Origin of the sequence: Faecalibacterium sp. AF10-46 (assembly GCF_003604105.1) — a bacterium.
Classification (GTDB): Bacteria; Bacillota; Clostridia; order Oscillospirales; family Ruminococcaceae; genus Faecalibacterium; species Faecalibacterium taiwanense.
This window is the reverse complement of sequence record NZ_QVGY01000010.1, coordinates 51,377-65,463: the sequence shown is the minus strand read 5'-3', so window position 1 is coordinate 65,463 and position 14,087 is coordinate 51,377. Positions and strand designations below refer to the sequence as shown.

At 58.4% G+C, this 14,087-nt stretch carries 13 protein-coding genes; 10 read left to right on the top strand and 3 right to left on the bottom strand.

Annotated elements, in window-relative coordinates; all coding sequences use genetic code 11:
• The first annotated feature begins 306 nt into the window (after nt 1–306).
• The 10 genes from dnaN to DWV57_RS10880 all read left to right on the top strand — a co-directional run bounded on the left by dnaN (nt 307) and on the right by DWV57_RS10880 (nt 11,862).
• Entirely contained in the window at nt 307–1,413 is a 1,107-nt protein-coding gene (gene dnaN / locus DWV57_RS10925) for a DNA polymerase III subunit beta (protein WP_097776786.1), read from the top strand.
• A 12-nt stretch (nt 1,414–1,425) separates the two neighbouring features.
• The gene (locus DWV57_RS10920) at nt 1,426–1,641 is read left to right on the top strand and encodes an RNA-binding S4 domain-containing protein (protein ID WP_005937022.1); all 216 of its coding nucleotides are present in this window, start codon (nt 1,426–1,428) and stop codon (nt 1,639–1,641) included.
• A complete protein-coding gene (locus DWV57_RS10915; RefSeq protein ID WP_120020808.1) occupies nt 1,641–2,762 on the top strand; it encodes a DNA replication/repair protein RecF in 1,122 nt (373 codons plus the stop codon). Before DWV57_RS10920 ends, DWV57_RS10915 begins: the two co-directional genes overlap by 1 nt.
• Before the next feature lie 82 nt (nt 2,763–2,844).
• Entirely contained in the window at nt 2,845–3,102 is a 258-nt protein-coding gene (locus DWV57_RS10910) for a DUF370 domain-containing protein (RefSeq protein ID WP_005937016.1), read from the top strand.
• Between the two features lie 83 nt (nt 3,103–3,185).
• Nucleotides 3,186–5,180 carry a DNA topoisomerase (ATP-hydrolyzing) subunit B gene (gyrB, locus tag DWV57_RS10905; RefSeq protein ID WP_097774101.1) on the top strand — a complete coding sequence of 665 codons (1,995 nt, stop codon included), beginning with the start codon at nt 3,186–3,188 and terminating at the stop codon, nt 5,178–5,180.
• Between the two features lie 83 nt (nt 5,181–5,263).
• Nucleotides 5,264–7,846 carry a DNA gyrase subunit A gene (gene gyrA, locus DWV57_RS10900; protein WP_120020807.1) on the top strand — a complete coding sequence of 861 codons (2,583 nt, stop codon included), beginning with the start codon at nt 5,264–5,266 and terminating at the stop codon, nt 7,844–7,846.
• Between the two features lie 143 nt (nt 7,847–7,989).
• A complete protein-coding gene (locus DWV57_RS10895; RefSeq protein ID WP_120020806.1) occupies nt 7,990–8,985 on the top strand; it encodes a glycosyltransferase family 2 protein in 996 nt (331 codons plus the stop codon).
• Entirely contained in the window at nt 8,982–9,989 is a 1,008-nt protein-coding gene (locus tag DWV57_RS10890) for a glycosyltransferase family 2 protein (RefSeq protein WP_120020805.1), read from the top strand. The genes DWV57_RS10895 and DWV57_RS10890 overlap by 4 nt, the downstream gene beginning before the upstream one ends.
• An 18-nt stretch (nt 9,990–10,007) precedes the next feature.
• Nucleotides 10,008–10,985 carry a glycosyltransferase family 2 protein gene (locus DWV57_RS10885; protein ID WP_165853695.1) on the top strand — a complete coding sequence of 326 codons (978 nt, stop codon included), beginning with the start codon at nt 10,008–10,010 and terminating at the stop codon, nt 10,983–10,985.
• Between the two features lie 295 nt (nt 10,986–11,280).
• A complete protein-coding gene (locus DWV57_RS10880; RefSeq protein WP_097774106.1) occupies nt 11,281–11,862 on the top strand; it encodes a manganese efflux pump in 582 nt (193 codons plus the stop codon).
• 83 nt (nt 11,863–11,945) lie between these two features.
• Here DWV57_RS10880 and DWV57_RS10875 read toward each other — a convergent pair whose 3' ends face one another.
• The 3 genes from DWV57_RS10875 to DWV57_RS10865 are packed head-to-tail and all read right to left on the bottom strand — an operon-like array spanning nt 11,946 to nt 13,887.
• On the bottom strand, nt 11,946–12,623 hold the full coding sequence (locus DWV57_RS10875; protein ID WP_120020803.1) for a GntR family transcriptional regulator: 678 nt from the start codon (nt 12,621–12,623) through the stop codon (nt 11,946–11,948).
• Nucleotides 12,624–12,646: 23 nt separating this feature from the next.
• Nucleotides 12,647–13,336, bottom strand: a complete 690-nt coding sequence (locus tag DWV57_RS10870) for an RluA family pseudouridine synthase (RefSeq protein ID WP_120020802.1) — start codon at nt 13,334–13,336, stop codon at nt 12,647–12,649.
• Nucleotides 13,333–13,887 (bottom strand): NUDIX hydrolase, encoded by a 555-nt coding sequence (locus tag DWV57_RS10865; RefSeq protein WP_005940449.1) that lies wholly within the window; start codon nt 13,885–13,887, stop codon nt 13,333–13,335. The genes DWV57_RS10870 and DWV57_RS10865 overlap by 4 nt, the downstream gene beginning before the upstream one ends.
• Nucleotides 13,888–14,087 lie beyond the last annotated feature (200 nt).

Sequence of the window (14,087 nt, the reverse complement as noted above, 5' to 3'; positions counted from 1 at the left end):
TCTTGTGGTAAAAACGCAAACCTTTCCACACTTTCCACAGAGTTTTCAACATTCAACCTCCGTTCTCCACATGGTCTGTGGAAAGAAAGACCTATTCCAACCTTTCCACGATCCATTCACAACACATTCACAACCCCGTGGAAACCAAAAACCCCGCATTCCGACAAGGCTTTTCGGGGTTTTCCACAAGTTCCCCACCCCCTACTACGGTTACTACAACAAGTTCAATAAGATAGACCGGTTCTGAAACTGTTTTCAAACACAAAACAACATCAGAAACGAAAAAAACAAAGGAGAGAATTCAGTTTGAACATCGTATGTGATAAAGTTCTGCTGAGCGCAGCCATCGATGGTGTGTCCAAAGCCGTCACCATGCGTTCTGCCATCCCTGTGCTGGAAGGCATCCTGCTGAAAGCCGAAGGCTTCCAGCTCAACCTCACCGGCTACGATCTGGAAATGGGCATCGTGACCACCATCGAAGCCAATGTCAAGGAAGCCGGCGAGGTGGTGCTGAATGCAAAGCTGCTCAGCAGCATGATCAGCCGAATGCCCGCCGGTCAGGTCAGCATCCTCTCTGCCGAGAACGGCAAGACCACCATCCAGAGCGGCGTGGTCCAGTTCGAGATCCAGTCCATGCCGGCCAACGATTTTCCGGAGCTGCCCAATACCGGAGCGGAAGAGACCCTGACCATCAAGACCGGCGTGCTGAAAGATATGATCGATCGTACGTTATATGCTGTCAGTCAGGACGAGAAAAAGCCCGCCCACACCGGTGAGCTGTTCGAGATCCTGCCTGACAAACTGACTGTGGTGGCACTGGACGGCTACCGTCTGGCCATCGTGGAACGCCCGGTGACGGCGGTAAAGGATATCCGCATCATCGTGCCCAGCAAGACCATGACCGAGGTCGCCCATCTGCTGCCAAACGACGACGAAGAGCCGGTGCACATCAGCGCCAACCGCCGCTATGTGGTCTTTATGGCCGGCGGCTACACCATCATGAGCCGTCTGATCGAGGGCGAGTTCCTCAACTACCGCAACGTGATCCCCGCCGACAGCCGCACCCGCGTGACCATCGACACCAAGGAATTCATCGAGACCATCGAGCGTGCTTCGCTGATTATTACAGAGCGTTTAAAAAATCCCCTCCGCATCTCCTTTACAGAGGGTAGAGTCGTGGTGCGCTGCCAGACCAACCTTGGCCGCGTGGTGGACGAGTTCAACGCCGACTGCGAGGGCGACGAAGTGGAGATCGGCTTCAACAACCGCTATCTGCTGGATGCGCTGCGCAACGCCCGCACCGAGAAGGTCCGCATGGAGATCAGCGGCCCTCTGAGCCCGGTCAAGGTGCTGCCTGCCGAGGGCAACGACTTTTTGTATCTGGTGCTGCCGGTGCGCTTCAAGAACGATTAAGAGGGCGAAATTATGCAGAAAATTCTCATCCATACGGAATTTATCAAGCTGGATGCCCTGCTGAAATATGCAGGCCTGTGCGAGACCGGCGGCGAAGCCAAGGAGCTGGTGCAGGGCGGTGCCGTGAAGGTGAACGGCGAGGTGTGCACCATGCGCGGCAAGAAGTGCCGTGCCGGTGATGTGATCGAGCTGGACGGCCAGACCGTGGAAGTGGGTCAGGGCCAGTAATGCGTCTGCTTTCACTGGAAGTTGCGAATTACCGCAATATTGCGGCAGCGCAGCTGGAACCGGGCCGGGAGCTGACCGTGATCTGCGGCAACAACGGTCAGGGCAAAACGAACCTGCTGGAGGCCATCTGGCTGCTGACCGGCGGCAAAAGCTTCCGGGGCGGCAAGGATGCCGAGCTTGTGCGCCGCGGAGAAACATTCGCGGTACTGGAGGCCGTCACCCAGCGCACCCGGCAGGAGAATCAGGAACCGGACGAACCGGCAAATGTGCGCATTACGGTGGGCACGCCGGATGCACAGCGCCCCGGCCGGTATGCATCGGTCAACGGTTCTCCTCCCAAGCGGGCGGCGGGCCTTGCGGGCAGCTTTCCGGCTGTGGTGTTCGACCCCGGGCACCTGAGCCTTGTAAAAGGTGCACCGGAAGGACGGCGGCGGTTTCTGGACGCGGCGCTGTGCCAGCTGTACCCCGGCTACCTTGCCACCTACCGTCGCTATGTGCGGGCATTGCAGCAGAAAAATGCGCTTCTGCGTCATTCCGCAGGCGGCACGGAGCGCCCGTGGGCAGAAAAATGCGCCCTGCTGGAAGTGCTGAACGTGGAGCTTGCCGCACAGGGCGAGGCCATCCAGAAGCGGCGGCGGGAATATCTGGCCCTGCTCACACCGCTGGCCTGTGCCAACTATGCCGAGCTTTCCCACGGGGCAGAGCGCATGGCGGTGCGGTATGCCGCCCAGTTTGAGCCGGGCGGGCTGTCCGCACTTTTGAAGCAGCGCCAGAACGAAGAGCTGCGCGCCGGGCAGAGCCTGTGCGGCATCCACCGCGAGGACGTTGAGCTGCTGCTGGACGACCAGCCCGCAAAGGTGTTTGCAAGTCAGGGACAGCAGCGCAGCGTGGTGCTGAGCCTGAAAATGGCCGAAGCGGCTGCCGCTGCCCGGATCACCGGAGAGCACCCGGTGCTCCTGCTGGACGATGTGCTCAGCGAGCTGGACGAGGGCCGCAAGCAGTATCTGCTCACCCGCATGAAGGAAAAGCAGACATTCGTGACCAGCTGCGATGATACCGCGTTCCTGAAAACGGACGGCGAAGTGTACCGCATGAACGGCGGTGTGCTGAGCAAAGCATGAAGAAATGATGCAAAAGTACATGCAGCTGCCGGTGAATAAACGGCGTTTTATGCATGAACTGCCAGAATGAGGAAAATACTGTATGTATATTCATCTGGGCCGTGACTACGTGCTGAATGACCGGGACATTATCGGCATCTTCAATCTGGAAACCACCACCATCACCCCCCGGGGCCGGGAGTTTCTGAACTACGCCCAGAAGAACGGCGCGGTGGTGAGCCTTTCGGACGAGCTGCCCCAGAGCTATGTTCTGGCAGACGGGGCCGTGGTGGACACGGTGTATCTTTCGGAGCTGTCGCCTGCTGCCATGCGGCGCAGAGCCGAAAAAATGATCGAGTAAACCAGCCAACAGGCGGAGAATATGCTCTGCTTTTACGATAGATCGAACAAAAATGCAAACATTGAACAAAAGGGAGAAAGGAAATGGCAGAAGAAATCATTACCAGCACAAATGCCGAAACCGCTACCGACCATGAGTATAATGCCAGCGAGATCCAGGTCCTGAAGGGTCTGGAGGCGGTGCGCAAGCGCCCGGGCATGTATATCGGTTCCACCGGCGAGCGCGGCCTGCATCATCTGGTCTACGAGATCGTGGACAACGCCATCGATGAAGCACTGGCCGGCTACTGCGACCACATCGAGGTCAAGATCCTGAAAGACAACATCATTCAGGTCACGGATAACGGCCGCGGCATCCCTGTGGACATTCAGGCCGACACCGGCCTGCCCGCCGTCACCGTCGTTTACACCATCCTGCACGCCGGCGGCAAGTTCGGCGGCGAGAACTCCGGTTACAAGGTGGCCGGCGGCCTGCACGGCGTGGGTGCTTCGGTGGTCAACGCCTGCTCCGAGTGGCTCACCGTCAACGTGCGCCGCGACGGCCACGAGTACGAGCAGACCTTCCGCCGCGGCGACCCGGACGGCCCGCTCAAGTGCATCGGCACCGTAGCCGATGGCGTCACCGGCACCCGGGTCACCTTCAAGCCGGACCCGGAGATGTTCCGGGATACCACCGTGTACGACTTCGACACGCTGGAAAAGCGCCTGCGGGAAGAAAGCTTCCTGAACGCCGGTGTCAAGATCACTTTGACCGACGAGCGCGAGATGTACACTCCCGTACTGGAGGACGGCAAGGAGGGTGAACCCTGCTACCGCACCGAGGTCATGTGCTACGAGGGCGGCATCAAGAGCTTCGTCACCTATCTGGGTGAGAAGCGCAAGCTGGACGTGCTGCACCCCAATGTGATCTACCTCAAGGGCCAGACCGACCGCGGCATGGCAGAGATCGCACTGCAGTACAATTCCAGCTACAACGAGCTGCTGCTGAGCTTTGCCAACAACGTCAACACCCCGGACGGCGGCACCCACGAGGAGGGCTTCAAGAACAGCCTGACCCGCGTGTTCAACGATTATGGCCGCAGCCACGGCCTGCTGAAGGATAAGGACGAGAACCTGTCCGGTGCGGACGTGCGCGAGGGCCTGATCTGCGTGATCTCGGTCAAGCTGCAGGAGGCCGAGTTTGAGGGCCAGACCAAGGCAAAGCTGGGCAATACCGAGATCCGCACCCTGGTTTCCAACATGGTCTACTCCAAGCTGATGGAATTCTTTGAGGAGAACCCCGGTGTGGCAAAGGCCATCTTTGAAAAGGCCACCCAGGCCGCCCGCGCCCGCGCCGCTGCCAAAAAGGCCCGCGAACTGGTGCGCCGCAAGAGCGCATTGGAGACCAGCCGGATGCCCGGCAAGCTGGCAGACTGCCGCGAAAAAGACCCCAGCCGCACCGAAATCTTCATCGTCGAGGGCGATTCTGCAGGCGGTTCCGCAAAAATGGGCCGCGACTCTGCCATTCAGGCCATCCTGCCGCTGTGGGGCAAGATGCTGAACGTGGAAAAGGCCCGCGCCGATAAAATTTACGGCAACGACAAGCTGATGCCCGTTGTGCTGGCACTGGGCTGCGGCATTGGTGACGAGTTCGATATCTCCAAGCTGCGCTACGATAAAGTGTTCATCATGGCCGATGCCGATGTGGATGGCTCCCACATCTGCACCCTGATGCTCACCTTCTTCTTCCGCTATATGCGCCCGCTCATTGAGCAGGGCCATGTGTATGTGGCCCAGCCGCCTCTGTTCAAGGTGCAGAAGGGCAACACCATCAAGTACGCCTACAACGATGCCGAAATGGCCGTGCTTTCGCAGGAAATGCCCGGCGCAAAGGTGAACCGCTACAAGGGCCTTGGTGAGATGAACCCCGAACAGCTGTGGGAGACCACCATGAACCCCGATAACCGCGTGATCGTACAGATAACCATTGACGATGCAGAAAAGGCCGACGAAGCCTTTACCATCCTGATGGGCGATCAGGTGGAGCCGCGCCGCCGCTTTATCGAGACCAACGCCCAGTACGCAAAGCTGGACGTGTAAGCGCCTGAGAGGACAAGGCTGTTTTCCGAGAAAAAAATCCCTTTCCTGTACAAAAGAGAGGGTCAAACCCTACGGAGGAAACAATGGAAGAAGATTATGTGATGATACCGGGCAGCGGAACCAAAAAGATCATCCGCGATGTGAAAAAGGAGATCGAGACCGCATTTCTGGACTACTCCATGTCGGTCATCGTGTCCCGCGCCCTGCCCGATGTGCGCGACGGCCTGAAACCCGTCCACCGCCGCATTCTGTACACCATGCATGAGCGCGGCAACGACCCCAGCCATCCCTACCGCAAATCCGCCGACACCGTTGGTGCGGTGCTGGGCTCCTACCATCCCCACGGCGACGCATCGGTCTACGATGCCATGGTCCGTCTGGCACAGGACTTCTCTCTGCGCTATCCGCTGGTGGATGGTCAGGGTAACTTTGGTTCTGTGGATGGCGACCCCCCGGCTGCCTACCGTTACACCGAGGCCCGCATGAGCCGCATGGCGGTGGAGATGCTGACCGATATCGAGAAGGACACCATCGACTGGGACCCCAACTTTGACGAGACCAAGAAGGAGCCCAGCGTGCTGCCCTGCCGCTTCCCCAACCTGCTGGTCAACGGCAGTCAGGGCATTGCAGTCGGCATGGCCACCAACATCCCGCCCCACAACCTGAGCGAGGTCATTGACGGCTGCATCGCCTATATCGACGATCCGGACATCGACCTGCCCGGCCTGATGGAATACATCAAGGGCCCGGACTTCCCCACTGCCGGCATCATCATGGGCCGCAGCGGCATCCGCGCCGCCTACGCCACCGGCCGGGGCAAGATCACCCTGCGGGGCCGCGCCACCATCGAGGAGACCAAGAACGGCCGTACCCAGATCATCATTACGGAGATCCCGTATATGGTCAACAAGGCCCGCCTCATTGAGAACATGGCCGACCTTGTCAAGGAGAAGCGCATCGAGGGCATCACCGGCCTGAACGATGAGACCAACCGCAAGGGCATGCGTATCGTGGTAGACATCCGCAAGGATGCCAACGCACAGGTCATCCTGAACCAGCTGTACCAGTACACCCAGCTGCAGGATACCGTTGGCGTTATCATGCTGGCCATCGACCACAAGGTGCCGAAAGTCCTCACCCTGAAGCAGATGCTTCAGAAATACGTGGAATTTCAGGACGAGGTGGTGCGCCGCCGCACCCAGTACGACCTGAAAAAGGCCAAGGAGCGCGCCCACATTCTGGAAGGCCTGAAGAAGGCCACCGACATCGTGGACGAGCTGATCGCCACCATCCGCGCCTGCAAGGGCGGCATGGCAGAGGCCAAGGCTGCCATCATGGAGCAGTTCGGCTTTGACGACCCGCAGGCAGATGCCATCGTCAAGCTGCAGCTGGGCCGTCTGGCAGGCCTTGAGATCCTGAAGATCGAGGAAGAGCTTGCCAGCCTGCAGGCCAAGATCGAGAACTGGGAGGCCATTCTGGCCGACGATGCCCGTGTGCTTGCCATCGTCAAGGACGAGCTGCTGGAAATGAAGAAGCGCTTCGGCGACGAGCGCCGCACCGAGATCCAGTCCGTGACCGGTGAGGTGGATATCGAGGATCTGATCGCCGAGGAGCAGTGTGTCTACACCCTGACCGAGGCCGGCTATATCAAGCGCCAGCTCAAGGCCACCTATCAGGCACAGCGCCGCGGCGGACGCGGCATCTCCGGCATGACCCGCAAGGAAGAGGACATCGTGCAGGAGATGTTCGTAGGCTCCACCCACGACTATGTGCTCTTTGTTACCGACCGGGGCCGTCTGTTCCGCATCAAGGGCTATACCATTGCCGAGGGCAGCCGCACCAGCAAGGGCAGCAACATCGTCAACCTGCTGCAGCTGGCCGAGGGCGAAAAGGTCACCAACATGATCTGCCAGTCGAAGGAAGCCGACACTGAGGGCGGCTTTGTGACCATGGTCACGAAGCAGGGCCTCATCAAGCGCACCCCGCTGGAGCAGTATGCTAACATCCGCAAGTCCGGCCTGATCGGCATTGCCCTGAACGAGGGCGACGCTCTGGCATGGACCCGCCTGACCTCCGGCCACGATATGCTCATCGTTGCCACCCGCAACGGTCAGGCCATCCGCTTCAACGAAGCCGATGCACGTCCCATGGGCCGCAGCGGCCACGGCGTGCGCGCCATCCGTCTGGCCGAGGGCGATGAAGTTGTGGGCGTGTGCATCTGCCGCGAGGGCGGCACGGTGCTCACCGTCACCGAGAACGGCAAGGGCCGCCGGTCGGACATCGATACCTACCGCATCACCGCCCGCGGCGGCAAGGGCATCCGCAACTACGATGCCGCCAAGGATAAGGTGGCTGCGGTCAAGATCGTGGACGACGTGGATGATGTACTGCTGAGCAGTCAGGAGGGCATCATCATCCGCCTGCACGCCAACGAGATCCCGCTGCAGAGCCGCTACGGTTCCGGCGTGCGGGTGATGCGCTTGGGTGAGAACGACAAGGTGATGGTACTTGCCCGCACCGACCACGACGACGAGGCCCAGACCGAGCAAATCGACACCTCCGATGCCGATGCCGAACCCACCGCAGAGCAGCTTGCCGCCATGGAAGCTGCAGATGCTGCCGCCGCTGCAGAAGCCCCGGAAGCAGACGATAAGGGCGAAGAGTAAACCTTGAAAACACAATAAGATTTGAAAGAAGCCGCCGCGCAGAGATTTCTGTACGGCGGCTTCTTTTCAAATCCATCCAAACCATGTATAATAGAAATAGCGTGTGAAGAATAAAAATAAACACAGAAAGTGGTTTAAGGAACATGACAAAGCAAAAAAAATCCCCGGAGATCAGCATCATCGTGCCGGTGTATAAGGTGGAAAAATACCTGAACGAATGCATTGATTCCATTCTGGCACAGACCTTTACGGATTTTGAGCTGATCCTGGTGGACGATGGCTCCCCGGACAACTGCCCTGCCCTGTGTGATGCTGCGGCAGAAAAAGACAGCCGCGTGCGGGTGATCCACCAGCAGAATAAGGGGCTGAGCGGGGCGAGAAATGCCGGAATCGATGTTGCACGGGGAAATTGGCTCTCCTTCATTGATTCGGACGACACCGTGGAAAAGACCTTCTGCGAGAAGCTCTACCGTGCGGCGACGGAGTCCGGCGCAGAGCTTGCGGCCTGCAACATGCTGTTTCTGGAAGTGGACGGCTCCCTGAGCGGCTATCAGGAGCACCCGCTGCGGGACGAAGTAATCTCGCAGGACGAAGCGTTCCACCGCATTCGTCTCGCGCCGCTCATTCAGGCGGCAACGCGGCTGCACCGCCGGGAACTGTTCGAGACGCTGCGCTTCCCGATGGGCAAAAACTACGAGGATGCCTTTACCACACCCACCGTCTACGAGCAGGTCACCAAGGTGGCCTGCGTGGGCGAAACGCTCTACCACTACCGGCTGAACCCGCAGGGCATCATGCGCGGAAAAAAAACTCTGAAAAGTCTGGAGGAGGTCGAGGCAAACTATAAACTTCTGCAATGCACCCTGAAGCACGGCAAAAAGGACGCCGCTTTTTTACAATATGCGCTGATGAAAAAATATTTCCGGGGCATTAAAAAGCGGCTCCCGCCGGAGCTGCGGCAGGATGCCAAGGTAAAGCAGACCGAAGCCTGCATTGCACAAGCAAAAGCGGAGATCCGGCAGGGCGGGGCCTATACCCTGCGCAACGTGCTGGAAACGGCGCTCAATTTTGTAGCGCCACAGCGCTACTATGACTATAAGTACCACCGCAAACCGGTCCGAAAGGAGAACGCGCTGTGAGTGGGCGGAATGCAAAGAATCCGCAGAAATATCCGGAGATCAGCATCATCGTGCCAGTGTATCAGGTGGAAAAATATCTGAGTGAGTGTATTGATTCCATCCTCGCTCAGACCTTTACAGATTTTGAACTGATCCTTGTGGACGATGGCTCACCGGACAACTGCCCTGCCCTGTGCGATGCAGCAGCAAAAAGGGACAGCCGCGTGCGGGTGATCCATAAGCAAAACGGCGGTGTAAGCACAGCCCGCAATGCGGGTCTGGATGCAGCACAGGGAAATTGGATCGCATTTGTGGATTCGGATGATACGGTGGAACCGGAGTATCTGGAAAAAATGCATAAGGCAGTGCTGGAAACGGGTGCAGATTTTGCAATCTGCAGCAGTCAGTGTATTGATGAAACGGGCAAAACGCTTGCAGGCGGGGAACACCGACTTTTGAACGAGTTTTTGCCGCAGGAGGAAGTTCTGCGCCGGATGGTGGTGTCGGATTTTCAGGTTCCGTGGAATAAGCTTTATCGCCGAAAACTGCTGGAAAATCTGCGCTATCCAGAAAACAAGGCGTTTGAAGATACCTGTCTCATGCCGGTCATTTACGCAAGAGCGGCTTCTGCCTGCGGTGTATGGGATTTTTTATACAATTACCGCATCGTTACCGGCAGTGCCATGCACCGCAAGACTACCTTGAAAACACTGGACTGGGTGGAAGCATGGTACCGCCTGTTTGATGTGCTGTACCAAAACGGCATCCGAGATGCTTTGTGTGCAGCCTATCGCCCGATTTTGACTGCCGTGTGGGACATCTGGCTGCACCTGACACCGGAAGAGCGCAAAAGCCCCCGGATGAAGGAAGCCTTTGCGTATGAGCGCACAGCCCGCCATCGGCTGATGCAAGCCCGCGGCGTAACACTAAAAAATTTGTGGGCGGCAGTGGTCTGCGCTGCATCGGCCTGCAGTTATCTGGATCTATGCCGCAAAAGGGCGGAAAGACGGCAGAAAACGACCTGAAGCAATGAGGAGTTTATTGTGCAGGAACAACATAAAAAACAGCCGGAGATCAGCATCATCGTGCCGGTATATAAGACAGAGCGTTTCCTGAGCGCCTGCATCTCTTCCATCCTTGCCCAGACCTTCACGGATTTTGAGCTGATCCTGGTGGACGATGGCTCTCCGGACAGCTGCCCTGCTTTGTGCGATGCCGCAGCAGCAAAGGACAGCCGCATCCGGGTCATCCACCAGAAGAATCGTGGCCTGAGCGGGGCACGCAATGCCGGGCTGGACGCGGCAGAGGGCGAATGGATCGCCTTTGTGGATTCAGACGACACCATCACGCCGGACTTCTGCGCAAAGCTTTACCATGCGGCGCAGGAGGCCGGTGCACAGATGGCCGTGTGCAATTACCGGCAGGTGGACGAAGCCCTGACCCCCATCCGGGAGCAGTATCTGCATGTGCGGCGGGAGGTGCTGACCCCGGAGCAGGCGTTGGAGCACAGCACCCTTCTGCCCTACATGGTGGTGTGGAACAAGCTGTACCACCGCAGCATTTTTGCGCAGCTGCGCTTTGCAGAGGGCAAGCTGAACGAGGACACCCTGCTGATTGCCTACGCCTACGAAAAAGCGGACAGAATCGCGAATATCCCGGATGCGCTGTACCTTTACCGCAAGGTGGCGGGCAGCATCGTCAACAGCAAAGTCACCCTGCGCAATCTCGACCGTGTGGAAGCAAACTATACCGTGTTTGAGTGCGTACGCCGCCATGGCATCACGGGCTCGCTGTGTGAGCTGTACTGGGCACTGCTGCACTCCCTGATCGATGTGGGAATGCACCTGACCGCCGAAGAGCGCCGGAGTGCCCGGATGCAGCAGGCGCGGGAGTACGAGCGCTGCGCCCGCCGGGCCTTGCGTCAGGAACATGCTATTACCCTGAGGGCACTGGGCAACACCCTGTGTTTTATTATTTCACAGGACTGGTATTTTGCCCGCCGATGGAAAAATACCGTGTAACCGCGCAGGTTTGTCTGGACTTCCCTGCAAAGATATGCTACAATGGCAAAACAATCACAAATACCCGTGGGGGAGTAGCAGGCGCTTTTGCAGGGCGCAGCAAGTCAACATGATGACCGTTGGTTCCGGTCTGGCTTGCTTTCATTTGCGAGACTCATGTGTTTTTGGCGCATAGAACAGCGCCCGTGCACATGGAGTTGGTTTCAAAAAATCACCCGGTCCCGGACGTACATGTGCGCCCGAGACCGGGTTTTGTATTGCCCGATATTCTGGTCAGATTCAGGAGGCAGACAATATGGAATGGAGCTTTGTATTTTTCCTCAACAGTGCCCTGCTGGGCGTGGGCCTTGCAATGGATGCGTTCTCGGTGTCCATGGCAAACGGCCTGCACGACCCCCGCATGAGCAGGGGAACCATGTGCAGGATCGCGGGCACCTTTGCCCTTTTTCAGGCCGTGATGCCCATGACAGGCTGGGTGTGCGTGCACACCATTGTGGAGCTGTTCTCTTCGTTTGAAAAATTCATCCCGTGGATCGCGCTGGCTCTGCTGGGCTATATTGGCGGCAAAATGCTTGTGGATGGCATCAAGGGCGAAGAGGCCGAAGAAGCAGCAGAGCTGAGTGCGGGTGCACTGCTCATGCAGGGCATCGCCACCAGCATCGATGCGCTTTCGGTGGGCTTCACCATTTCGGAATACGGCTGGCTGATGGCACTTGCGGCATCACTCATCATTGCGGTGGTCACCTTCTTTATCTGCATGGCGGGCCTGCGCATCGGCAAAAAGTTTGGCACCAAGCTCTCCGGCAAGGCATCCATTCTGGGCGGCATCATCCTCATTGGCATTGGTCTGGAAATTTTTATTTCCGGGGTGTTCTGAAATTCAGACAGCATAAAACAAAAGGGCACGGCGCTGCAATGCGCTGTGCCCTTTTGTTTTATAAAATGTTCCACATAGAACAATTACTTTTCCGGCTCAAAATAATCGGCATATTCCTCGGTCATCTTGGAGCCAAGCCGCCGGATGCCGCCGTACAGGTGCCGTTCCACCAACGGTTCAAAGGCGGCAAGGTCGCACCGCTCGATGGCGTTCATCAGGTTGCGGTGGTCTGCGATCACCTCGGCAAGACCGCCGGTGGTCATGGTGTCCAGCATCCGGAAGCGGCTGTAGTCGGCGTGGGCGTTCTGCAGGGTGCTCCACAGGTACATTTTATCCATGGCCGCAAACCATGTCCCGTGCAGGGCACGGTCGGCTTCGTACAGCTTGTTGTAATCCGGGCTCTCCATGGCCGCAAGGGCCTCGTAGGCTTCCACCCGCCTGCGGATCAACGCCCGCTGCTCCGGGGTGCACCGGGGCGAAAAATCCCGCAATACGCGGGCTTCCACGGCGGTGCGCTCGTAGATCAGCTCGTCCACGATGCGGCGGTTCAGCCGGGTAACGGTGGTGCCCTTGTAAGGCACGATCTTTACCAGCCCGTTTTCCTGCAGCTTCTGCAGCACCACCCGGATCAGGGTGCGCGGTGCGCCAAAGCGGGCACAGAGCGGATTTTCGCTCAGCGAAGAGCCGGGGCGGATGGTCAGGTCAATGATCTCCCTCTCCAGCACAGCATAGATCTCAGCATCAGTTTTGTATTGTTCCATACCTCTCACCTAATGGAAATGCATTATCCTTCAAACGGTTTCCAGAACGCACCCTCCGGCAGCGGCAGCGTAAATGCCATGGGCTTTCCGGTCTCCGGGTGCAAAAACTGCAGGCCGCAGCTCTGCAGGGCAATGCTGCCTTTTACGCGGCTTCCGTATTTGCCGTCTCCGGCCAGCGGATGCTTCCGGGATGCAAACTGCACCCGGATCTGATGGGTGCGGCCGGTGTGCAGCGTGATCTCAGCAAGGCTCATCTCTCCTGCCGTTTTCACGATGCGGTATTCCAGCACGGCTTCCCGTACGCCCTTGCGGGGGCGGCTGACCGGGAACACCCGGCCCCGGCGGCTGTCCTTGAACAGCCAGTCCCGCAGGGTGCCTTCGGCGGGCAGTGCTTCGTCCGGCCCGCCTGCAATGACGGCCCGATACCGCTTGATGAACTGCGGCACTTCCGGCTTCCCTTCGGCCCTGCCATCCTGCACAGCGTAGGCGTTCTGACTCTGGGTGATCTGACGGCTGAGTGCGGCCGCAGCCCCGGGTGTTCTGGCAAACACCATCAGGCCGGACACACCCGTGTCCAACCGGTGCACCACCCCCACAAAGGCATCCGGCTGGCCCCACAGCTGCCGCAGGGCTGCGGGCACGCCCTCTTCGCTGGAAAGTCCGGCGGGCTTGTCCAGCACCACAAGGGCGGCATCTTCGTACAGGATGTTCACAGCCTGCCCTCGGCGATCAGGGCCTTGAGCTTCAGGATACCGGCAATGGTCTTGCCGTCCCGGATCTCGCCGCTCATGACCATCTCATAAGCTTTATCCAGCGGCACACGGTCAGGGGTCAGGAATTCATCGGCATCCAGATGCATCTGGGTCTTGTGCAGGCCGGTGGCGACCCATGTATAGATCACTTCGGTGTCATAGCCCACGGTGGGGAAAAACTGGCCCAGAGAGATATAATTGTCCGCGGTCAGGCCGCATTCCTCGCCCAGCTCCCGCTTGGCGGCTTCAAAGGGGTCCTCACCCTTTTCCAGCTTGCCGGCAGGCAGCTCCCACAGCTCCTGCTGCATGGCGTAGCGGAACTGGCGCACCATGCAGATGGTGCCGTCCTCAAAATAGGGCAGAATGCACGCACCGCCGTGGTGATGCACCACTTCGCGTTCGGCGGTCTTGCCGTTTTCCAGCAGAGCAGTGTCTTTTGTCAGGGTGATCACCCGGCCCTCGAAGAGCACCTCACTGGTGAGTGTTTTTTCGTAATGCACGGTCTTCTCCATTTTATTACCCTCTTTGCCCGGCACAGCACCGGTTTTCTATGGCTTCAGTTTACGGCAAAATGAGGTTTGTTGTCAATAAAGAGATGATAAATATAAGAGAGAGAGGAGAAACCTTTAGCGGGCTCGCCCTCTCAGTCAAAGCCTGTCGGCTTTGCCAGCTCCCCCAAAGTGGGAGCCCTTGGCAGTCCATGCAAACTTCA